The sequence below is a fragment of the Mesorhizobium sp. AR07 genome, assembly GCF_024746815.1.
In the GTDB taxonomy this organism is placed as follows: Bacteria; Pseudomonadota; Alphaproteobacteria; order Rhizobiales; family Rhizobiaceae; genus Mesorhizobium.
In genome coordinates this window covers 2,570,892-2,590,923 of sequence record NZ_CP080525.1, presented here as the reverse complement: position 1 = coordinate 2,590,923, position 20,032 = coordinate 2,570,892, and the positions used below count along the sequence as shown (strand labels likewise).

The 20,032-nt window shown below is 62.3% G+C and carries 19 protein-coding genes; 11 read left to right on the top strand and 8 right to left on the bottom strand.

Annotated elements, in window-relative coordinates:
* Positions 1-101: 101 nt before the first annotated feature.
* Positions 102-1,631: a putative bifunctional diguanylate cyclase/phosphodiesterase gene (locus BPNPMPFG_RS13300; RefSeq protein WP_258595850.1), complete on the bottom strand. Its 1,530-nt coding sequence runs from the start codon at positions 1,629-1,631 to the stop codon at positions 102-104.
* Between the two features lie 263 nt (positions 1,632-1,894).
* On the opposite strand from BPNPMPFG_RS13300, the gene BPNPMPFG_RS13295 reads away from it, so the two are divergent.
* Positions 1,895-2,290 (top strand): (R)-mandelonitrile lyase, encoded by a 396-nt coding sequence (locus tag BPNPMPFG_RS13295; RefSeq protein ID WP_258595849.1) that lies wholly within the window; start codon positions 1,895-1,897, stop codon positions 2,288-2,290.
* 74 nt (positions 2,291-2,364) lie between these two features.
* On the opposite strand, the gene BPNPMPFG_RS13290 is transcribed toward BPNPMPFG_RS13295, so the two are convergent.
* Positions 2,365-3,567: a pyridoxal phosphate-dependent aminotransferase gene (locus BPNPMPFG_RS13290; protein WP_258595848.1), complete on the bottom strand. Its 1,203-nt coding sequence runs from the start codon at positions 3,565-3,567 to the stop codon at positions 2,365-2,367.
* 205 nt (positions 3,568-3,772) lie between these two features.
* Here BPNPMPFG_RS13290 and BPNPMPFG_RS13285 point away from each other — a divergent pair, with 205 nt between their 5' ends.
* Together BPNPMPFG_RS13285 and BPNPMPFG_RS13280 are read left to right on the top strand one after the other, a co-directional pair.
* Entirely contained in the window at positions 3,773-4,663 is an 891-nt protein-coding gene (locus BPNPMPFG_RS13285) for an EAL domain-containing protein (RefSeq protein WP_258595846.1), read from the top strand.
* On the top strand, positions 4,660-5,508 hold the full coding sequence (locus BPNPMPFG_RS13280) for an EAL domain-containing protein (RefSeq protein ID WP_258595845.1): 849 nt from the start codon (positions 4,660-4,662) through the stop codon (positions 5,506-5,508). The genes BPNPMPFG_RS13285 and BPNPMPFG_RS13280 overlap by 4 nt, the downstream gene beginning before the upstream one ends.
* Before the next feature lie 98 nt (positions 5,509-5,606).
* Here the strand turns inward: BPNPMPFG_RS13280 and BPNPMPFG_RS13275 are convergent, their stop codons facing one another.
* Positions 5,607-6,551 carry an IS110 family RNA-guided transposase gene (locus BPNPMPFG_RS13275; protein WP_258590634.1) on the bottom strand — a complete coding sequence of 315 codons (945 nt, stop codon included), beginning with the start codon at positions 6,549-6,551 and terminating at the stop codon, positions 5,607-5,609.
* Positions 6,552-7,048: 497 nt separating this feature from the next.
* On the opposite strand from BPNPMPFG_RS13275, the gene BPNPMPFG_RS13270 reads away from it, so the two are divergent.
* Positions 7,049-7,657, top strand: a complete 609-nt coding sequence (locus BPNPMPFG_RS13270; RefSeq protein WP_258595843.1) for a glutathione S-transferase family protein — start codon at positions 7,049-7,051, stop codon at positions 7,655-7,657.
* A 445-nt stretch (positions 7,658-8,102) separates the two neighbouring features.
* Here BPNPMPFG_RS13270 and BPNPMPFG_RS13265 read toward each other — a convergent pair whose 3' ends face one another.
* Positions 8,103-8,315 carry a cold-shock protein gene (locus BPNPMPFG_RS13265; RefSeq protein ID WP_010910991.1) on the bottom strand — a complete coding sequence of 71 codons (213 nt, stop codon included), beginning with the start codon at positions 8,313-8,315 and terminating at the stop codon, positions 8,103-8,105.
* A 287-nt stretch (positions 8,316-8,602) separates the two neighbouring features.
* Between BPNPMPFG_RS13265 and BPNPMPFG_RS13260 the strand changes: the two genes are divergently transcribed.
* Complete coding sequence (locus BPNPMPFG_RS13260) at positions 8,603-8,932, top strand: hypothetical protein (protein ID WP_258595842.1); 330 nt, start codon at positions 8,603-8,605, stop codon at positions 8,930-8,932.
* A gap of 9 nt (positions 8,933-8,941) precedes the next feature.
* Here the strand turns inward: BPNPMPFG_RS13260 and BPNPMPFG_RS13255 are convergent, their stop codons facing one another.
* Positions 8,942-9,511, bottom strand: a complete 570-nt coding sequence (locus BPNPMPFG_RS13255; RefSeq protein WP_258595840.1) for a methylated-DNA--[protein]-cysteine S-methyltransferase — start codon at positions 9,509-9,511, stop codon at positions 8,942-8,944.
* A gap of 181 nt (positions 9,512-9,692) precedes the next feature.
* Here BPNPMPFG_RS13255 and BPNPMPFG_RS13250 point away from each other — a divergent pair, with 181 nt between their 5' ends.
* On the top strand, positions 9,693-10,625 hold the full coding sequence (locus BPNPMPFG_RS13250) for a lytic transglycosylase domain-containing protein (protein WP_258595839.1): 933 nt from the start codon (positions 9,693-9,695) through the stop codon (positions 10,623-10,625).
* A gap of 5 nt (positions 10,626-10,630) precedes the next feature.
* A complete protein-coding gene (locus BPNPMPFG_RS13245; protein ID WP_258595837.1) occupies positions 10,631-11,119 on the top strand; it encodes a GNAT family N-acetyltransferase in 489 nt (162 codons plus the stop codon).
* A gap of 7 nt (positions 11,120-11,126) precedes the next feature.
* Here the strand turns inward: BPNPMPFG_RS13245 and BPNPMPFG_RS13240 are convergent, their stop codons facing one another.
* Positions 11,127-11,462 (bottom strand): hypothetical protein, encoded by a 336-nt coding sequence (locus BPNPMPFG_RS13240; RefSeq protein ID WP_258595836.1) that lies wholly within the window; start codon positions 11,460-11,462, stop codon positions 11,127-11,129.
* Between the two features lie 178 nt (positions 11,463-11,640).
* Between BPNPMPFG_RS13240 and BPNPMPFG_RS13235 the strand changes: the two genes are divergently transcribed.
* The 4 genes from BPNPMPFG_RS13235 (at position 11,641) to BPNPMPFG_RS13220 (ending at position 14,430) form a co-directional block, all read left to right on the top strand.
* On the top strand, positions 11,641-12,384 hold the full coding sequence (locus tag BPNPMPFG_RS13235) for a DUF899 family protein (protein ID WP_258595835.1): 744 nt from the start codon (positions 11,641-11,643) through the stop codon (positions 12,382-12,384).
* 324 nt (positions 12,385-12,708) lie between these two features.
* Positions 12,709-13,173 (top strand): cupin domain-containing protein, encoded by a 465-nt coding sequence (locus tag BPNPMPFG_RS13230; RefSeq protein ID WP_258595834.1) that lies wholly within the window; start codon positions 12,709-12,711, stop codon positions 13,171-13,173.
* Positions 13,174-13,311: 138 nt separating this feature from the next.
* Complete coding sequence (locus BPNPMPFG_RS13225) at positions 13,312-13,704, top strand: RidA family protein (RefSeq protein ID WP_258595833.1); 393 nt, start codon at positions 13,312-13,314, stop codon at positions 13,702-13,704.
* Between the two features lie 333 nt (positions 13,705-14,037).
* Positions 14,038-14,430 (top strand): RidA family protein, encoded by a 393-nt coding sequence (locus tag BPNPMPFG_RS13220; RefSeq protein WP_258595832.1) that lies wholly within the window; start codon positions 14,038-14,040, stop codon positions 14,428-14,430.
* 94 nt (positions 14,431-14,524) lie between these two features.
* Here the strand turns inward: BPNPMPFG_RS13220 and BPNPMPFG_RS13215 are convergent, their stop codons facing one another.
* Both BPNPMPFG_RS13215 and carB read right to left on the bottom strand, forming a co-directional pair.
* Positions 14,525-16,081 (bottom strand): hypothetical protein, encoded by a 1,557-nt coding sequence (locus BPNPMPFG_RS13215; protein WP_258595830.1) that lies wholly within the window; start codon positions 16,079-16,081, stop codon positions 14,525-14,527.
* Positions 16,082-16,361: 280 nt separating this feature from the next.
* Positions 16,362-19,853 (bottom strand): carbamoyl-phosphate synthase large subunit, encoded by a 3,492-nt coding sequence (gene carB, locus BPNPMPFG_RS13210; protein WP_258595829.1) that lies wholly within the window; start codon positions 19,851-19,853, stop codon positions 16,362-16,364.
* Positions 19,854-20,032: the final 179 nt, after the last annotated feature.

Here is a 20,032-nt window from a genome sequence, read left to right as displayed (position 1 = left end):
CCGTCGCGGGCGGGGTTCTTTTGGTTTCACCACCTGCCCGAAGCCATCGTCCCACTTGTTTGCCGGCAGGGCAAGAAAAATAGAAACTCGTCGCCGTGGTCTCAGGCGCTCAGCGCCAGCGGCTCGGCACTGACGGCGCGCAACGAACCGACCTTGTCGCGCGGCGCCGGCCGGCCGAAGAAGTAGCCCTGGAAACGATTGCAACCCGTGGCCCTGGCCAGGGCGAACTCCTCTTGCGTCTCGACGCCTTCGGCGACGATGGTGACATCCTGGATGCGCGCGATCTGGGCGAGCGCCGATACGAAGATCTGCGCCACCTGGTCATGGGCAAGGCTGCGGATGTAGGAGCGGTCGATCTTGATGCTGTCGATGGGCAAGGTCTGCAAATAGTTGAAGCCGCAATGGCCGGTGCCGAAATCGTCGAGTGCGATGTGGAAGCCGAGTCCGCGCAACGCTTCGAGGCGCCGCAGGATTTCGGGCGTGGCGGCGGTCGCCACCGTCTCGGTGATCTCGATGACGAATTGCGCGGCGGAACGGCCGGTTTCCTTCAGCACGCGGTCGCACATGGTGACGATCTCGTCGCGCTTCAGCTGTTCGCCGGAGACGTTGATCGAGATGCGGCGCCCCGGGAAATGGCCGATGTCGGCGCAGGCCCGCTTGAACACCCACTCGCCGAGCATGTCGATCAGGGTCGAGCGTTCGGCGATCGGAATGAACTCGGCCGGCGAGATCAAGCCACGGACGGGGTGGCGCCAGCGGATCAGTCCTTCGAAGCCATAGGTGGAGCCGTCCGGGTTGACGATCGGCTGATAGTGCAGCTCGAGCTCGCTGAGATAGACCGCCGCACGCAGCTCCCGTTCGACCAGGCGACGGTAGCGCTTGTCGGACAGCATCTCCTCGTCGAACACGGTGACCCGGCCACGGCCCGCCGCCTTGCTTTCATAGAGCGCCAGGTCGGCAACCAGCATCAGTTCCGTGGTGTTAGAGGCATGCGTCGGCGCCAGCGCCACGCCGATGGAAATGGAGAGCGGAATGGTCTTGCCCTCATGCGATTTTCCGGCCCGCATGGCATCCAGCAATCGCCTGACATTCTTGTTGATGGTGGCGAGATCGTTGTGCGCGATGATGACGCCGAACTCGTCGCCGCCTAGCCGTCCGACCATGCCGCCCGCAAAGATGCGCTCGGCCGTCTTGACCAGATGCGCCAGGGCGAGGTCGCCGAACTGATGCCCGAACGTGTCGTTGAGCTGCTTGAAGTGATCGACATCGATCAACAGCAAGGTCGCATCGCGCCGGTCTCGCATGCTGCCGAGACTGTCGCGCAGTGCTTCGAGGAAATAGCGGCGGGTCATCGCCCCGGTCATCGCGTCCCTGGTCAGGAAATGATGCTTTTCCGCCTCGGCGGCGGCCGCTGACTGCAAGCGATGGACGACGCTGCTGCGCATATACATCAGCGCCAGCAGGGCCAGGCTGGTGGCGAGGGCCGAGACCGCATAGGCGTTGCTGGAGGGCAGGTCTCGAGACAGGTTGACCGCGCCAAGCACCGCGGCGCCGATGCTGATCAGAAGCAACAATTGGATGCCGCGGTAGATGCGGCCGCTGTGGTCCTTGATCGTCGCCAGTATGCTCATCTCATCGCCCCCTGAAATGCAGGATCAGGGCTAGAGCGCAGCTGTTAAGAAGACATTGAATTCGCCGTCTTCTCGTCCCGTGGCGCGGCGCGGCGAGCGTTCATGGTTAAGGAGAAAAACCCGGGTCTTGTGGCGGCGGGCGAAACGGCCGGTTGCGCCTGGGATGTTATCGGCCGAGAATGTGTTTTGCCTCAAATGCGTTTTTGCCTCAAATGTCGGGCGGCGTTTGATGCCGATCGCTCACCAATTCCGGGATCATCACGATGAAGATCATTGCCTGCGGCAGCGTGCCGACCATCATAGCACCGGAAAAGTACTTCACCGGCAGGGTGCTGCAGACGCCGATCATCGAGAAGGAGGCACCGGCACGGCTGCGGGCCACGCTGGTCAGCTTCGAGCCGGGCGCGCGCACCCACTGGCACACGCACCCGTTTGGCCAGACGCTCTATGTTACCGAGGGCGCCGGGCTTGCACAGGCATGGGGCGGCCCGGTTCAGGAGATCAGGGCCGGCGACGTCATCTCGTTTTCGCCTGGCGAAAAGCACTGGCACGGTGCGGCGCCGAAATCGGCGATGACGCATATTGCCATGCAGGAGGCGCTCGACGGCGTCCATGCCGACTGGCTGGAAGAGGTGACGTCAGTCCAATATGGCGGCTGAGCGCCGCGCCCGTGATGCGGCGCAACACAAAGCCCGGCAGTGAAGCCGGGCTTTCAGTTTCAAGATTGGCGCGATCAGATAAGCGACGCCGTAAAACGCTGGATGCGCGTGCAGGCTTCCTCAAGCAGCCTCTCCGAGGTGGCGTAGGAGATGCGGAAGTTCGGGCCAAGACCGAAGGCCGAGCCGAACACCACCGCGACCCCTTCGGCCTCGAGCAGTTCGGAGCAGAAGGTTTCGTCGGTGTCGATCACCTTGCCGGCCTTGGTCTTCTTGCCGATCAGTTGGGCACAGGACGGATAGACGTAGAAGGCGCCTTCCGGCGACGGACAGGTTATGCCGCGCGCCTGGTTGAGCATCGAGACGACGAGGTCGCGCCTCCCTTGAAAGATCGCCTTGTTCTTGGCGATGAAGTCCTGCGGACCGTTGAGCGCCTCGACCGATGCCCATTGCGCGATGGTGCAGGCGCCCGAGGTCTGCTGGCCCTGGATCATGTCCATCGCCTTGATCAGCTGGACCGGACCGGCCGCATAACCAATGCGCCAGCCGGTCATGGCATAGGCTTTCGACACGCCGTTCATGGTCAGCGTGCGCTCGTAGAGCTTCGGCTCGACCTCGGCGATGGTCTTGAAGACGAAGTCGCCATAGGTCAGGTGCTCATACATGTCGTCGGTCAGCGTCCAGACATGCGGATGCTTCAACAGGACATCGGCCAGCGCGCGCAATTCGGCTTCCGTGTAGGCAGCACCAGACGGGTTCGACGGCGAGTTCATCAGCAGCCACTTTGTGCGCGGCGTGATCGCCTTTTCCAGCACAGCGGCGGTCAGCTTGAAGCCGTTGTCGATCGAGGTGTCGGCAAACACGGAGGTGCCGCCGCAGATCGCCACCATCTCGGGATAGCTGACCCAGTAGGGGCGCGGGATAACGACCTCGTCGCCGGGGTTCAGTGTCGCCATGAAGGCGTTGAACAGGATCTGCTTGCCGCCTGTGCCGACGATGGTCTGCTCGGGCTTGTAGTCGAGATTGTTCTCGCGCTTGAACTTTTTGGCGATCGCCTCGCGCAGCGGCACGATGCCCGAAACCGGCGGATACTTGGTTTCGCCACGGCGGATCGCTTCGATCGCCGCACTCTTGATGTTGTCGGGCGTGTCGAAATCCGGTTCGCCGGCGCCGAGGCCGATAATGTCACGGCCGGCATTTTTCAGCTCGCGCGCTTTCTGTGTCACCGCGATGGTGGCGGAAGGCTTTACGCGCGAAAGGGTGTCGGCAAGAAAGGCCATGACCTTGAACGTCTCCACAGAGGATCGGCACGGCCAGGAGCGGCCGCGGCGCTTCTCATGTCGCATGATTTCGCGCAGTGCAAGCATTGTCGGCTGATCCAGATCTCAAGGAGCCGTGATCGGCAACAATAAATTCATTAACGGGCGGTAGAGGCTTGAGTGGCAGGATCGCAATCCAATCCGCCAGTTCGCGGAGCGAGGAACCGTGTCGCGCAGCATCGGGCTTGCCCACATCATCCGTCATGACGACGGCACCTCCACCGGTGTCTGGGGCATCTACACGCTGCAAAGCGCCTTCCAGCCGATCTTCGCCTTCAACGAAGGCAAGCTGTCGGTGGCCGCGTTCGAAGGGCTGATCCGGCCGTTCCGCGATGGCGAGCCGCAGTCGCCGATGAGTTTTTTCAGCACCTGTCCGGCCGCCGACCGCCTGCATGTCGAGGCGCTGACCAGGACGCTGCATCTTCTGAACGCCGGCGCCTGCCTGCCGCAAGAGGCGTCGATCTTCGTCAATTTCGACCCGTCGGTGTTCACCGAGCGGGCCGTTGCCGACAATGCCTTGCGCGAAATGCGGCTGGTGCTGCATGAGGCCGATATCGATCCGCGCCGCGTGGTCTGCGAAGTGACCGAGCAGAGGTCGGCATCGCAGGAGACCCTGCACAGCTTCGTCGCCGCGCTGAGGGCCAACGGCTTTCGCATCGCCGTCGACGATTATGGCGCCGACGATTCCGACATCAACCGCATCAAGGAGTTGAAGCCCGACATCGTCAAATTCGACGCCTACTGGATCACGCAGCTGATGGAGTCCGGCGCCGGTTTCGCGCTGTTGACCACCATGGTGAAAAGTTTCGAGGAGCAAGGCATCCGCACGGTGTTCGAGGGCATCGAGGAGGGCTGGCAACTGGAACTCGCCGAGAAATCGGGAGCGTCGATGGTGCAGGGTTTCGTGCTGGCGCGACCCGAACTGGCGCCGACCAGTTTTCGCGTTTTCGGCAAAACCACGCAGCAACCCGCGGTCGCTGGAGCCGCGCCTGCCCAACCGGCCTCACCACATGCGACGCGGCGGGCGAAAGCCTTCGGGCGCAGGGTAACGCCATGAGGCTTGAGCGGCGGCGCAATGTCGGCGATGCGATCTTCGTCGACGAGGTCGGCATCGAGTATGGCGTCCATGGCGAGTTCCGGCTGCGCAGCGCCTATCAGCCGATTTTCGCGGCGCGCGGCCGCTTTCTCCACGCCGTCGCGGTCGAAGCCCTGATCGAGCCGCACCGTGCCGGCCGCCCCGGTGCGCCGAAAGTGTTTTTCGAAAGCATTGCCGCCTCGGACCGGCTGTTTGTCGAGACCATGTGCCGGGCGCTGCACCTCAGGAATTTTCGCAACATCGGCGTCGACGGGCTCGATCTGTTCTTCAACTACAATCCGCTGATCAACGACCATCCCGGGCGGGCGCTGGCCGAGATCCGGCTGATGACCCGACATCTCGGCGAGTTCGGCCTCGCGCCGGCGATGCTGGTCTGCGAAATCACCGAACAGGCGGCCGACGACGCGCTTCTCACCAGGCTGGTGCGCGAAATGCGGCGTGACGGCATCCGCATCGCCATCGACGATTTCGGCACTGGCCATTCGACCGCGGAGCGCGTGAGCCTGCTTCGTCCCGACATCGTCAAGATCGACGGCACCTGGTTCGCCGAGTTCTGCCGCCATGCCGCCGCCGAACGGTTCTTCCGCCCGCTGGTTTCGGCCCTGCACGATCAAGGCGCCAAGGTGCTGGTCGAAGGCATCGAGCAACCCACCCATCTGCGCGTCGCGCTCGAAGGCGGCGTCGACCTGCTGCAGGGTTTTCTTCTCGCCCGCCCGGCGCTCGCCGGCACGATCTTCGACGAAGAGCCGCTGGCCATCGACGCACTGCTTGGCGGGGATAGCAAGGTGGTGCCGCTGTTCGGCTAAGGGCGCGTTGGTGATTGGCGAAATCTGCGGCGAGAGCGTCCTTCTCCCCGTCACTTACGGGGAGAAGATGGCGGCAGCCAGATGAGCAACTGTGTTTGTCAGGGTCGGGCTGGGTTCCACGGTTCGTTGTTTCGGATCATGGCACTGAGGATGGTCAGTATCTTTCGCGCGACGGCGATGAGAGCGACTTTCGGCGCCTTGCCGTTTGCAATGAGGCGCTGATGGAAAGCCTTGAGCACAGGATTGGAGCGACTGGCGGTGAGTGCTGCCATGTAGACCACCCTGCGCACGTCATGACGGCCACCCCAGATGCTGCGCTTGCCTCGGAAAGTGCCGGTGTCGAAGTCGTAGGGCGCGAGGCCGGCAAGGGCTGCGATCTCTCGTCGCGAGGCCTCACCAATCTCGGGAGCCAGAGCAAGCACGGTGTGGCTGAACACTGGGCCGGCACCGCAGAAGGACTGGATCAGGCGATCCCTGGCCGCGAGCGCTGGCTGGCTGGCGACGAGTTCGGCCATCCGTTTGGCAAGCAGAGCGATATCGAGCTCGATGCGCCGCAGCCGCCGGGTGAACATGCGCTTGACCGTCGGCTCGCGTATCTGCTCGAGCTGGTTGGCGAGGCTGACCTTGTCGTCGCTGAGCTGCCTGCGGGCAACGACCAGATCGGCGAGTTGCTCGGCGATTGGGTCACAGCGCACCGGCCGGGTCGGCAGTTCGGCGGTGTAGCGCGCAATCAGCAGCGCATCGATGCGATCGTTCTTGGCCAGCCGGCCAAGGGCGCGGGCATAGTGGCGCAGCTTGTGCGGATTGACGTTCCTGGCCGGCAGGTTCGCCTTGCGCAGCGCCTTGGCCACACCGCGCTCATAGCCGCCGCTCGGCTCCATGCCGATGGCGCGCACATTGCGACCCGTCAGCCACTTGATCAGCTCGGCCCAGCCGTCCTTGTCGTTGTCGAAACGGGCTCGTTCTAGCGTCTGAAACACCGACACATCGAGCCACCACTTGGCGACGTCAATACCGACGTCCTGAACCGTCTCTTCAGCCATCTCCTCAATCCCTTCCTTGTGTGCGGGGGCTTGCCCCTTGCAACTGTTCGGGTTCACAAAGAAGGCGGTCGGGCCCCAGCTCACCTACGGTTTAGGCCACCTGAGGGGCGACGGGCTCTCGACCGCCGCCACGAACCGGAACATCCACCGGTTCGTGGCACCCTCCATTATGCATATTCCAAACACACAAGGGGCAGCGCCGACCTTCGCGCTTGAATCGATGACCCGATGAAAGATCGGACCGAGCGATAGTCCTGACACGTCGCGCCGCCCCTCATCGCCCTGCCGGGCACTTCTCCCCGTATAGTGACGGGGAGAAGGACGCGGTCACGGATGTCTTCGCCAATCGCCAGCGTAGCAGGCGGCGCAACCTGTCTGTCTGTGCTTCATGCCTCCACACATCAGCAACCCTGATGGTCGTGCCAAAAGAAATCATTGGTTGCGGCTGGAGCCGCTGCGATAATCGCGCCGGCGCAGGCAGCGCTCGGGGAACGGCAATGATACTCTACGGCATGATCGACAGCGGCAATTGCTACAAGCCGCGCCTGCTGATGGCCAAGCTTGGCCTGGCCTTCACCACTATCGAGGTGAGTTCGCACACCGGCGAGACGCGAAAAGCAGACTTCGTCGCCAAGAACCCGAACGCCATGGTGCCGCTGCTGGAGCTCGCCGACGGCCGCCGGCTGGCCGAATCCAACGCCATCCTGCTCTATCTCGCCGAGGGCACGCGCTTCCTGCCGGCGGAGAGATATGAGCGCGGGCTCGCCTATCAATGGCTGTTCTTCGAACAATACAGCCACGAGCCCTACATCGCCGTGCGCAAGGCGCTGCTGACCTTTCCCGAACGGGCCAGGGATGCAACGCCGGAGCGGCTGGCGGTGACGCTGGAGCGCGGCAACAAGGCGCTCGGCGTGATGAACAAGCATCTGGAAAACAATGCCTTCTTCGCCGGCGGTGCGCTTAGCGTCGCCGACATCGCGCTCTATGCCTATACGCATACGGCAGAGCAGGGCGGTTTTCAGCTTGATGCCTATCCAGCAGTGGCAGACTGGCTTGGCCGGGTGGAGGCGGATCCGGGACACGTGCCGATGGAATGGCTGGGGTAGTTTTGTCTTTTGCTCTGTTGGCGCCGAGCGGACAGAGTGTTCTTCTCCCCGTCGCTATACGGGGAGAAGTGCCCGGCAGGGCGATGAGGGGCGGCGCGACGCTTCAGAAACTATCGCCAAACCAACTATACTTACAGAGAAGGTTGGCGCTGCCCTTCATCTGGCTGCCGCCATCTTCTCCCCGTATAGTGACGGGGAGAAGGACGCTGCATCGCTGCTTTCGCCAATTGTCGGTTACCTAAACCCAGACAAATAAAAAGGCGGGATAAATCCCGCCTTCCCATTCTCGGTAGCCTGATCGGGAGCGTCCGGTCCGGGCTGGCAGCTATCTGCTGATCCAGCTTGTCGGGTCTTTTCGCTCCGGCGAGCTTCTCGCGCGACTGTCAGTACATCCGTGACTTGCCGCGCGCCCCGGGCTCTCACCCGGCGCGCGCCATTCGCAAAATCAGGCTGCCTTGCTCAGAGATCCAGCGGACGACTTGCCAGTGCGGCGGTCCTGCTCGATCTCAAAGTTGATCTTCTGGCCTTCGACCAGGGTCGACAGCCCAGCACGCTCGACAGCGGAGATGTGGACGAAAACGTCCGCGCCGCCCGCGTCAGGCTGAATGAAGCCGAAGCCCTTGGTGGCGTTGAACCACTTGACCGTTCCAGTTGCCATTTAGATAGTCCTTCACATTTGCTTTAGATTGACCAGACCGAGGTCCAGCCGGTGTGCATCGAGATTTTGGAGATAGACGTCAGCAAACGCGATTATCGCGAGGCCCGGATCGATCGGCCGAAATATCAATGGAACGCATATAGGCTGGTTTTGGACGAAAAACAAGACTGCGTGAGAAAGCCGTGATCAGGGGACTGCCCAATGGCCGCCCCAATCGCGTGAGAGCGTCGCGACAGGATTGGGTCCCCGGCGGGTGTCGATCCGAGAGGGCCTTTGGGGAGAGAACCATGAAAGCCATTCTGCTTGCCGCCTGCCTGACGCTGGTGGCTGCCCAGGCGCAGGCGATCTCGCGCTATGATCCGACGCATATGAGCTGCGGCAAGGTCCAGTCGACGATCGCGCGGCAGGGCGCCGTCATTCTGCGCTACCAGTCGACGCGGGTGCCGGGCCTGCCGCTCTATGACCGCTATGTGCAGAGCCAGCAGTTCTGCACCATGGGCGAGATCAGGACACGCGCCTATGTGCCGAGCGCCGACACCAAGTCCTGCCCGGTCTATAACTGCAAGCGGCCGGACAATGATCGGCATTTCCGCCGCCGGTTCTTCCACAACAATTAGGCGCTTCGATCAAAATCCGAAGGAAACCTGCGCCGGCGGCGGCGGACCGACGCGCACGCCTTCCATGGCCAGCATCTTCTCCTTGGTGGCCGATCCGCCCGGCGCCGAGAAGCCGCCGATCTTGCCGCCGGCGGCAAGGATGCGATGGCAAGGAATGACCAGCGGCACCGGATTGGCGCCAAGTGCTGCCCCGGTTTCGCGGGCGAGCCCGGAATGGCCGGCGGTTTTGGCCAGCTCGCCATAGGTGGTGGTTTCGCCAAAGGCGAGCTTTCGCGCCGCGTCGTAGATGGCGAGGCGGAAATCGTCGACACCGTCGAGATCGACCGGCACGCCGCTGAAGTCGACGTCTTCGCCAGCCGCATAGGCCTTGATCGAAGCGATCAGGTCGACCACCCATGGCGGCTGGGCGGTGGAGGCGGAAATGCCGGCATGGCGCATCAGCCGCCGCTCCACCGCCTCGCGGCTGCGTTCGGGCAGGCAGAGCCGGATCAGGCCCTTTTCGCTCCAGGCGATGCCCATGAAACCGATCACTGTTTCTAACACTGCGTGGCCGGCTGTGATCGAAGCTGTCGTTTCCATGATGCGTTCCTTTCCGCAAAGTGGCGAAAACCGGGATTCGTCCCAGTACATATCCAGAACAATATGGCATCCCCGCCAGAGTCTCGCCACCCGAAAACCATCTGATGGCCCCGATTGCCGGTGGTGAATCGCTGGTGTAAGGAATTTCTTAACAACCCGACAAACCGGACTCGAGCGCGGCTTGCCAGCAAAACATACTCTTATCGCGATCGGCGCGATCCTGGCCGCCGCCGGCATGAGCGGCTGCACGTCGACATCGCAGATGAAGTCCGCGCCTGCCCTGACCGAAACCGCGACCGCCGCCGGTGCTGACGCCGGCTTCACGATACCGCTGCCGGAGACGGTTTCGGTGCTGCCGCAATCCTCCGGCATCGCGCCCGTTCAGACGGCTGAATTGACGTCCGGCCCGGCCGCGCCGGCACTCGATCCCGCCGTCGGGCCGGCAATGGCGACCGCCGCCTTCGCCGGATCGACCCCGGCGGCGCCCACCGTGCCCGCCGTGATGACCGCCAATGCCTGGCAGGCGCCGCCGCCGGCGATCGCGGGCAAGCCTGCCAAGACGGCCGAAACCTATATGACCGCCGGGCTCGTCATGCCGGCGACCGCCAAGGGCGACCGGAAAATCATGTCGGGCGTCCAGCAGGTTGCCTATGTCGTGCCGCAGAATCCGGCTGCCCTCGTCCAGTTCCCGATGGCACCGGTGGAAGAACAGCACGCGACCGGTATGCGCGGCGATGTCGACCGGCTGATCGACAAATATGCCGCCCTCTACCAGGTGCCGGTGGATCTGGTGCGCCATGTCGTCAACCGCGAGAGCACCTTCAACCCGAAAGCCTACAACAATGGCCATTGGGGGCTAATGCAGATCAAGCACGCGACGGCGCGCGGCATGGGCTATGACGGACCGGCCAAGGGCCTGTTCGACGCCGAGACCAATCTGAAATACGCGGTCAAATATCTGCGCGGCGCCTGGCTGGTGGCCGGCGGCAATGCCAAGAAGGCCGACTGGCTCTACCAGACCGGCTACTATTACGACGCCAAGCGCAAGGGCCTGCTTGAGGCGACCGGACTTGGCCGCGACCGCCAGCGCCGCCGCCTGCAGCCCGACGCCTGAGCGCGATGCCTGAACCGCGCCCGCCGGCTCTGAACGACATCCGGCTGCGCAAGATCCTCGACGAGACGCTGGTTGCGCCGCACTGGCCGGATGGCTTTGTCATGCGCTGCTTCGAGCCTGGCGACGCACCGGCCCTGCATGCGCTTTTGAGCGAGGTGTTCGAAGATGGCACCGACGGGCCGTTCGACGCGTGGTGGCCGCGCATATCAGGCGACCCCGAATTCGACCCGGCGCTGTGTTTCCTCGTCATCGACGCCAGGGGCCTGCTGGCGGCAGCGGCACTATGCTGGACATCGGCCTTCGTGAAGGACCTCGCCGTTCACCCCGAGGCGCGCGGCAAGGGCATTGGCGAGGCGCTGATGTGGCACGCCTTCGCCGCCTTTCGCGCACGCGGCGCTGACCATGTCGACCTGAAGACCAACACGGTGGAGAACGCCGCCGCAGTGCGGCTCTACGATCGGCTTGGTCTGTTCGAGGTCGATTGGTACAGCTGAGCGACACTCAAATATCCAGCGCGTTGCCGATCTTCCGTTTGAGGTCCAGCGCCCAGGCGCGGCCCTCGTCGCCGCCCCACAGCAGCCAGGCGATGTAGCCCGCCGACGGGTTTGCCGCATTGCCGTAGTTCCTGCCGCGCTTGTCGACCTCGTGGCGGGCGAAATAGCTGACCATGCGGCGGATGGTGGAGGGCGCGAGCTTTTCCCGGTTCTTCAGTTCGGTGGCGCGGGCCACGCCGATCTCTGTGCCACCGCGGCCGAATTCTCCGCGCAGCCTGAGGCCCTGGGCGGCGTTGTCGGCCACCACTTGTGGGCAGCGCAGGTCGATCTCGTCATTGTGCATCTTGTCCCCCAGGCCGCTGGCTTATCCCGAAGTGAGAATGCCGGGAAGCCACGGAGGTTCCGCCGCGAGCGATCGCCGCGCGCCATCGGAAAAATGTCGGAGCCGAGCGCCGCCAAACGTCCTTGGGTCGCAGAGCAACCGCGCCGGGACGCCGGCGCGACGACCGAAGGAGACGATCATGATCACCTTTCCCAACGAATCCGCCCGATATCGCACCGCCCGCGAAAAACTGCTGCAAAAGGAAATCGAGCTGCGTCGCGCCATGGAGGCGGTGGCTGTCGCGCGCCGCGCATTGCCGCCGGGCGGGCTGGTGCCGCAGGATTATGTGTTCGATGGGCTGGGACCGGGCGGCAAGCCGGCGCGCGTAAAGCTGTCGGAGCTGTTCGCGCCAGGCAAGGACTCGCTGATCCTCTATAACATGATGTTTCCGCGCCATCCCCAGGAGACGCGCGATGTGGCGACCACCGGCGGCACGGCGAAGCTTGCGCGCCCGGACCAGCCATGCCCGTCCTGCACGGCGCTGCTCGACCAGTTCGACGGCGCGGTCGGCCATCTCGAAGCGGCCGGCTTCAACTTCGCTGTGGTGGGCAAGACCGGGCTCGAAAACCTGGTCACGCTCGGCCGCGATCGCGGCTGGCGCAACATGCGGCTGGTGTCTTCGGCCGCAAACAGCTTCAAGCGCGACTACAATGCGGAGACGGCCGACGGCGCGCAGACGCCGCTGCTGTCGGTGTTTCATCGCGACGCGGATGGCATCCGCCATTTCTGGTCGTCCGAGCTCGGCTTCGCGCCGCCGGAACTCGGCCAGGACCCGCGTGCCATCGGCACCTGCGAGATCCTATGGAACCTGATGGATTTCACGCCCGAGGGCCAGCCGAACTGGCACGAGCAGCTGCAATATGGGGCGGGGTGTTGCCACTAGAGGGCCTTGCCTTCCACGCGCCGCCAGGCTGGAGCATCCGAAAATCAGCGCTCTACGGCGCCCCCCTCTGTCCTGCCGGACATCTCCCCCACGAGTGGGGAGATTGGCAGTTGTGGCGCCGGCTCTCTTCTTGCAACGTTGAAAACTGGCGAAAGCCGTGGTGACGGCCAATCTCCCTCCTTGTGGGGGAGATGTCCGGCAGGACAGAGGGGGGCGCCGTAGAGCGCCACGGCGAGTGCTTCGCGGCGAACCAGTGCCGCCAGGTGGCTCTGCGCCTGCGCCCGCCGTGAATTAGAATGCCGCCACAAACCCGAGGAGAATTCGATGCCCAAGATCGACCTGTCAGCCGTGCCCGTCCGCAAAGGCTCCGGCTACCCGGCGCCTTTCGATCAGCCCTGTGCCGACCGCACGCGGCGGCGGCTGGGCGATGCGGGTGGGCTCACCGATTTCGGCGTCAATCTGATGACCTTGCCGCCCGGCGGCTGGTCCAGCCAGCGCCACTGGCACAGCCACGAGGATGAGTTCGTCTTTGTGCTGGAAGGCGAGCTGACGCTGGTCGAGGATGGCGGCGAGACGCTGCTCAGGGCAGGCGACTGCGCGACCTTCGCCAAAAACAGCGGCAACGGCCATCACCTGATCAACCGGTCGGCCGCGACGGCGCTCTATCTGGAGGTCGGCTCGCGCAATCCGGACGATGTCATCACTTGCTCCGACATCGACATGATGAGCCCGAGCGCCGATGGACGCTTCCTGCACAAGGATGGCACGCCGTATCCGGGGCAGGGGTGAGCGCAGTCGCACATGGTGGCGGCAGCGCCCCACGCGATTTCTCCAGGGCAGCGACAAGCTCCGGCTCTGAACTGTGGGTCGGAGCTGGCGTTCGCCGGGGGGCAGGATAAGCTCCCTGCAAAACGCAGGGAGGTTGCCATGAAGAAAGAAGTCATCGAAGTGCCGGTGCTGTCGGCAGCCGTGCGCGCTTTGGGCGTGCCGCTGTCGCTGGTGACCAAAGCCGCCGGACTGGTCTTCGTGTCCGGCACGCCGCCACTCGATATCGTGACCGGCAGACTGGTCAAGGGCGACATCGAAGCGCAGACCGAGGCCTCGCTCAAGGCGCTGAAACATTGCCTGGAAGCGGCTGGCACCTCGCTGGACAATGTGGTGATGGTACGCATCTACGCCGTCAATTCCGGTTTCTACAGCGCCATCAACCGCGTCTATGCCAGGTATTTTCCAGAGAATCCGCCGTCGCGGACCTTCGTGCCGGTGGCGTCATGGCCGATGGAGTTCGATATCGAAATCGAGTGTGTGGCGGTGGCGTGACCTTCCCTTCTCCCCTTGTGGGAGAAGGTGTCGCCGAAGGCGACGGATGAGGGGTGTTCCAGAAGACACCAACGCCTCATTCCGTCCAACACCCCTCATCCGTCTCGGCGCAATCGCGCCGATCCACCTTCTCCCACAAGGGGGAGAAGGGAAGGGGCGCTCCCCCCTGCTCCGACATCGATATGATGATCGGCAACGCCGACGGCCGCTTCCTGCACAAGAATGGCTCGTTTTATCCGGGCAGGGTGAGCGGCGCCAACTCTGGACCATGGCTCGGCTCTGGCGTTCGGCCGGTGGCGCGATAAGCTCCCCGCAAACCCAGGGAGGATTGCCATGAAGAAAGAAATCATCGAAGTGCCCGTCATGTCGGCCAAGGTGCGGGCGCTCGGCCTTCCCTGCTCGACAGCGGTGAAGGCCAACGGCTTCGTGTTCATCTCGGCGACACCGCCGGTGGACATGGTGACCGGCGAGATGGTGCGCGGCGACATCGAAACGCAGACCGAAGCGTCGCTGAAGGCGCTGAAACATTGCCTGGAAGCGGCCGGCACCTCGCTGGAAAACGTGGTGATGGTGCGCATCTACGCCGTCAATTCCGGCTTCTACAACGCGATCAACCGGGTCTATGCCAAGTACTTCAGCGTCAACCCGCCGGCGCGCAGCTTCGTGCCGGTGGCGTCATGGCCGATGGAGTTCGATATCGAGATCGAGTGTGTGGCGGTGGCGTGAGGGTGAGAAGCGGAGAGGGCATCTGGTCGAAGCTTAGTGCCTGCATCTGGATGTGGCAACGCCCACTGGGCAACTACGAAGGCTTGTCAGAAACTCAAGTCAAACGATTGGTTAGGTGCGACGGCAGCCATCCAACGACTATTAGGCTGTCTTCAGGCTCCCAAAGGAAGTATACCCTAAGGCAATATCTTTCGTCTCTTGAATTACCTTTCTGAATATGGCCGTGCAAGAAACTTTTATTTCCTCTCCAATTTATAAAGTATTCCTCGTTGAACTCCTTCGCTCTTTCTTCACTTATTGATCCGCTCATATCAAGGTGTTTATTTGAAATGACGCTATCAAATTCCTCTTTTCGCATTTCACCAAGGCAAACCTTTCTGTATTCGTTGGCCAGAAGAGACAACGTTTCACAAACGACTCCGATGTCTTCGTAAGCCGCATTTTTCAACGCCTTTTTTGCCCTAGGATGCAGTACCAACTTGCCTGAAAAATTCTGCTCAACCCAAGGGGAAATTTCGTCGTAAGATGCCGGGCGAGTTCCGGTCTCAAGCTGCTCGCCAGCCACGGACAGGCGGTGCTCCAAAGCCTCAACTCGATCGCGAATCGCATAAAGCTGCGCTCGATAGTTGTCTCTTTCGGACTCAATTTCTTTCCTGAGTTCTTCCTCTTGGAGCGCCATTGACATGGCTGCTTCGGATTGTGATTCTGCGGCCTTTCTTGCTTCTATTTCAGCTCGCACGAGGTCGTCGTTCGAAGAGTTGTGATGGCCCAAAGCAGTTAGCCGGGCCTTGGATGCTGCTAACCGTATGTCTACGAAACTGGGAACAACTCGAGCTAGGCCGTCTCGTTCGATCGACATCCTAAAACAGTCGCGCCGTATCGCCTCCTCGAATTTCCTTCTTGTGATGACGGGAACTTTGTCTATCTGCCTCCTTAGTATGAGGGGGTGGCGAGTAGGTTGATCTTCCTCTGAGAAACTTGGCCGATAGGTCCTGACGCCACGATCGAAAACGGACAGCTCCTTGCCAAGAAGTGAAGATAGATGAAAGGACGCGGAAGGGTTGATTGCCACGACATGTGCTACGCCACTCAATTTATAGGCGAGCCCGTTGTAATCAACTAAAGAGTCAAAATTTTCGTCGCACGAAACTGCAACGATATTTCGCCATCTCTTCGTGTTATTTATTAGGTCGTATAAAAATTCTGAATCTGAGTTGCTCTGTATCGTAATTGCGTTCTGGGATAATTTGTACCCATAGTCGCTATAAGAAAACATATTAACTAGCGATCTCAATATGCGAGGAACGCTGTTGTCGAAATCGAAGTCGTAATTTCTTGAGAAGCAGTTAAGCCGAAATCCAACGAGTATCTCGTTGTTCAATTCTCCAACGCTTATTTCGACACTCCAGGATCTTCCAGGAGTCTGATCGTCTGGTTCGGAAAATCTGATGGTCCAAATACTTCCAAATTCGATTTGCAAAGTTTCAATTGATAAAGAGCCGTCGAGACTTTCATACTGGTCGATAGATACTATATCACTCGGTAGATGGCCTAATTTCTGTGAAATGTATGCAATTACTGAACTCTTAACTGCTAAAGGCTGCTCTTCTTGGTCCGCATTGATTGAGATGCTTCCACTGGAAGTCATCACCAAACGCGATCGCGTTGGTTGAATATTCGTCAGCATTAAACGACCGCCCGATTCGTCGCAAAGCGTAACAATATCCGAATTGTCGATGATTCGTAGTACTTAAATTGACTGGAAATTTTACCGGGAACCTGTCAGGCAGGTTAGCCCTCAGAGACCGGATTGGCGGCTATGTCTGCACGGCGTGACGCACTTTCCCCCCCATCCCGTTGCAGGCGGGGCTGCCCCTCATCTGCCTGCCGGCATCTTCTCCCCGTTGAACGGGGAGAAGGAAGCTAATCGCCTACGCAAAATACTCCTGCAGCGGCCTCACTTCGAGGCTCCCCGCCTTCAGCGCCGCAATCGCTTCCGCCACCGCCGCCGCACCCGACAGCGTCGTGTAATACGGCACTTTCTGCATCAGCGTGGCGCGGCGGAGCGACTTCGAGTCCGACACCGCTTTCTGGCCGTCCGTGGTGTTGAAGACGATCTGCACCTGGCGGTTGCGGATGGCGTCTTCGATGTGGGGGCGGCCCTCCAGCACCTTGTTTATTTTCTGCGCGTCGACGCCGTTTTCGGCGAGGAAGCGCTGCGTGCCCGAGGTGGCGAGCACCTTGAAGCCGAGGCCGGCTAGGCGCTTGACCGCCGGCAGGATGCCTTTCTTGTCCTCGTCGCGCACCGAGACGAACAGCGTGCCGGAGCGCGGCAGGTCGACGCCGGCGCCTAGCTGGCTCTTGGCGAAGGCGAGCGCAAAATCGCGGTCGAGGCCCATGACCTCGCCGGTCGAGCGCATTTCCGGGCCGAGCAATATGTCGACGCCGGGGAAACGGGCGAAGGGGAACACCGCTTCCTTGACCGCGATGTGGCCGGGGTTTCTCGGGTCGGGCATGGCGCCGTAATGGGCGAAGGCGTCTTCCAGTGTCTCGCCGGCCATGATGCGGGCGGCGATTTTCGCGATCGGCCGGCCGATGGTCTTGGCGACGAAGGGCACTGTGCGCGATGCGCGCGGGTTGACCTCCAGCACATAGACCGTGCCATCCTTGATCGCATATTGCACGTTCATCAGGCCGCCGACATTGAGCGCGCGGGCAAGGGCCGCCGTCTGGCGCTCCAGCTCATCGACCAGCTCCGAAGGCAGCGAGTGCACCGGCAGCGAGCAGGCCGAGTCGCCCGAATGGATGCCGGCCTCCTCGATGTGCTCCAATATGCCGGAGACGAAGGTCGATTTGCCGTCGCAGAGGCAATCGACATCGACCTCGATGGCGCCCGAGAGATAGGTGTCGAACAGCAGCGGGTTCTTGCCCAAGAGCGTGTTGATCTGGCCGGTCTTGTCGTTGGGGTATTTCTGCTTGATGTCCTCCGGCACCAGGCCGGGCACTGTGTCGAGCAGGTAGGATTGCAGCATGCCTTCGTCATGGATGATCTGCATGGCGCGGCCGCCCAGCACGTAAGACGGGCGCACCACCAGCGGGTAGCCGAGCTCGCCGGCGACGAGGCGGGCCTGCTCGACCGAATAGGCGATGCCGTTCTTCGGCTGGCTGAGGCCGAGCTTGTGCAGCAGCTTCTGGAAGCGGTCGCGGTCTTCGGCGAGGTCGATCATGTCGGGCGAGGTGCCGAGGATCGGGATGCCGGCCTTTTCCAGCGCGTCGGCGAGCTTCAGCGGCGTCTGGCCACCGAACTGGACGATGACGCCGACCAGCTCGCCCGAGGCCTGTTCTGCGCGCAGGATTTCCAGCACGTCTTCGGCCGTCAGCGGCTCGAAATAGAGCCGGTCCGATGTGTCGTAGTCGGTCGACACGGTCTCCGGGTTGCAGTTGATCATGATCGCTTCATAGCCGGCGTCGCGCAACGCAAAGGCGGCGTGACAGCAGCAATAGTCGAACTCGATACCCTGGCCGATGCGGTTCGGGCCGCCGCCGAGGATGACGACCTTCTTGCGCGACGAGACCTGCGCCTCGTTGGCGAGCGCGCCGGCGAACGGCACTTCATAGGTCGAGTACATGTAGGCGGTGGGCGAGGCGAACTCGGCCGCGCAGGTGTCGATGCGCTTGTAGACCGGATGAACGTCGAGCTTTTCACGAATCTTCGCAATCACTTCGGCGTCCGTCTTCGTCAGCGACGCGAGGCGGGCGTCCGAAAAACCCATCGCCTTCAGCATGCGCAGATTGACGGCGTCGCCGGGAATGCCGTGCTCGCGGATGCGGGCTTCCATGGCGACGATGCCAGCGATCTGCTCGAGGAACCACGGGTCGATCTTGCACATGGCGTGCACGTCTTCCAGCGAGGTGCCCATGCGGATCGCCTGCGCCACCATGCGCAGCCGGTCGGGTGTCGGCGTGCCGAGCGCGGCGCGGATGGCGTTGCGGTCGTCGGCATGGTTGGTGGAACCGAGGCCGGGGATCTCGATCTCGTCGAGGCCGGTGAGCCCGGTTTCGAGCCCTCGCAAAGCCTTCTGCAGCGATTCCTGGAAGGTGCGGCCGATGGCCATGACTTCGCCGACCGACTTCATGGCGGTGGTCAGCACCGGCTCGGCGCCGGGGAATTTCTCGAAGGCAAAGCGCGGGATTTTTGTCACTACATAATCGATGCTCGGCTCGAAGGAGGCGGGCGTGGCGCCACCGGTGATGTCGTTCTCCAGCTCGTCCAGCGTGTAACCGACGGCGAGCTTGGCGGCGATCTTGGCGATCGGGAAACCGGTCGCCTTGGAGGCCAAGGCGGATGAGCGCGAGACGCGCGGGTTCATCTCGATCACCACCAGACGGCCATCGGCCGGGTTGACGGCGAACTGCACGTTGGAGCCGCCGGTCTCGACGCCGATCTCGCGCAGCACCGCGATCGAGGCGTTGCGCATCATCTGGTATTCCTTGTCGGTCAAGGTGAGGGCAGGGGCGACGGTGATGCTGTCGCCCGTATGCACGCCCATCGGGTCGATGTTCTCGATCGAGCAGACGATGATGCAATTGTCCGCCTTGTCGCGGACGACCTCCATCTCATACTCCTTCCAGCCGAGCACGCTTTCCTCGATCAGCACTTCGGTGGTCGGCGAGGCATCGAGGCCGGACTGGACGATCTCGTAGAATTCGGCGCGGTTGTAGGCGATGCCGCCGCCGGTGCCGCCCATGGTGAAGGACGGGCGGATGATGGCCGGCAGGCCGACATGGTCGAGCGCCTGGGCGGCGATCGCCATGCCGTGGCTGATGTAGCGCTGCTTGCGGTCGCCTTCGCCGAGGTTCCAGCGGGTTTCCAGCGCGTCGAGCGCGGTGTCGAGATCGGCCGGGGCCTCGGCCTTGACGGCGGCGCGCTCGGCCTCATGCGTCTTGCGGTCGGCGTTCTTGACGTCGGTGGCGTTGGCCAGCATCGACTTCGGCGTTTCCAATCCGATCTTGTGCATCGCCTCGCGAAACAGCGCGCGGTCCTCGGCCTTGTCGATTGCCGTGGCATCGGCGCCGATCATCTCGACATTGTAGCGGTCGAGCACGCCCATGCGGCGCAGCGACAAAGCGGTGTTGAGCGCGGTCTGGCCACCCATGGTTGGCAGCAGTGCGTCGGGCCGCTCCTTGGCGATGATCTTGGCGACGACTTCCGGCGTGATCGGCTCGATATAGGTGGCGTCGGCCAGTTCCGGGTCGGTCATGATGGTGGCCGGATTGGAATTGACCAGGATGACGCGGAAACCCTCTTCCTTCAGCGCCTTGCAGGCCTGGGTGCCGGAATAATCGAACTCGCAGGCCTGGCCGATGACGATGGGGCCGGCCCCGATGATCAGGATCGACTTGATGTCGGTGCGTCTTGGCATGGCGAAGTTCCGTTCGGCGGGCGGCTTGCACAAAAAACCGGGACGGGAAGACCCGGCCGGTTGTGCTCGCGATTCTGGTATCAGGCTAGGAGGGCCTTATAGGGAAGAGTTTGCCCGATGTAACCCCGAAAATGCGGGTAGGAGTAGGGGAGTAGGGGAGTAGGGGAGTAGGTGAGGTT

What these genes read in the sequence shown, in the direction of transcription:
- BPNPMPFG_RS13275 (WP_258590634.1), bottom strand. Translation starts at nt 6,551, where the DNA reads ATGGCTGAAGAGACGGTTCAGGACGTCGGTATTGACGTCGCCAAGTGG.
- BPNPMPFG_RS13270 (WP_258595843.1), top strand. Translation starts at nt 7,049, where the DNA reads ATGATACTCTACGGCATGATCGACAGCGGCAATTGCTACAAGCCGCGC.
- BPNPMPFG_RS13280 (WP_258595845.1), top strand. Translation starts at nt 4,660, where the DNA reads ATGAGGCTTGAGCGGCGGCGCAATGTCGGCGATGCGATCTTCGTCGAC.
- BPNPMPFG_RS13225 (WP_258595833.1), top strand. Translation starts at nt 13,312, where the DNA reads ATGAAGAAAGAAGTCATCGAAGTGCCGGTGCTGTCGGCAGCCGTGCGC.
- BPNPMPFG_RS13290 (WP_258595848.1), bottom strand. Translation starts at nt 3,567, where the DNA reads ATGGCCTTTCTTGCCGACACCCTTTCGCGCGTAAAGCCTTCCGCCACC.
- BPNPMPFG_RS13265 (WP_010910991.1), bottom strand. Translation starts at nt 8,315, where the DNA reads ATGGCAACTGGAACGGTCAAGTGGTTCAACGCCACCAAGGGCTTCGGC.
- BPNPMPFG_RS13260 (WP_258595842.1), top strand. Translation starts at nt 8,603, where the DNA reads ATGAAAGCCATTCTGCTTGCCGCCTGCCTGACGCTGGTGGCTGCCCAG.
- BPNPMPFG_RS13220 (WP_258595832.1), top strand. Translation starts at nt 14,038, where the DNA reads ATGAAGAAAGAAATCATCGAAGTGCCCGTCATGTCGGCCAAGGTGCGG.
- BPNPMPFG_RS13245 (WP_258595837.1), top strand. Translation starts at nt 10,631, where the DNA reads ATGCCTGAACCGCGCCCGCCGGCTCTGAACGACATCCGGCTGCGCAAG.
- carB (WP_258595829.1), bottom strand. Translation starts at nt 19,853, where the DNA reads ATGCCAAGACGCACCGACATCAAGTCGATCCTGATCATCGGGGCCGGC.
- BPNPMPFG_RS13230 (WP_258595834.1), top strand. Translation starts at nt 12,709, where the DNA reads ATGCCCAAGATCGACCTGTCAGCCGTGCCCGTCCGCAAAGGCTCCGGC.
- BPNPMPFG_RS13295 (WP_258595849.1), top strand. Translation starts at nt 1,895, where the DNA reads ATGAAGATCATTGCCTGCGGCAGCGTGCCGACCATCATAGCACCGGAA.
- BPNPMPFG_RS13255 (WP_258595840.1), bottom strand. Translation starts at nt 9,511, where the DNA reads ATGGAAACGACAGCTTCGATCACAGCCGGCCACGCAGTGTTAGAAACA.
- BPNPMPFG_RS13235 (WP_258595835.1), top strand. Translation starts at nt 11,641, where the DNA reads ATGATCACCTTTCCCAACGAATCCGCCCGATATCGCACCGCCCGCGAA.
- BPNPMPFG_RS13240 (WP_258595836.1), bottom strand. Translation starts at nt 11,462, where the DNA reads ATGCACAATGACGAGATCGACCTGCGCTGCCCACAAGTGGTGGCCGAC.
- BPNPMPFG_RS13300 (WP_258595850.1), bottom strand. Translation starts at nt 1,631, where the DNA reads ATGAGCATACTGGCGACGATCAAGGACCACAGCGGCCGCATCTACCGC.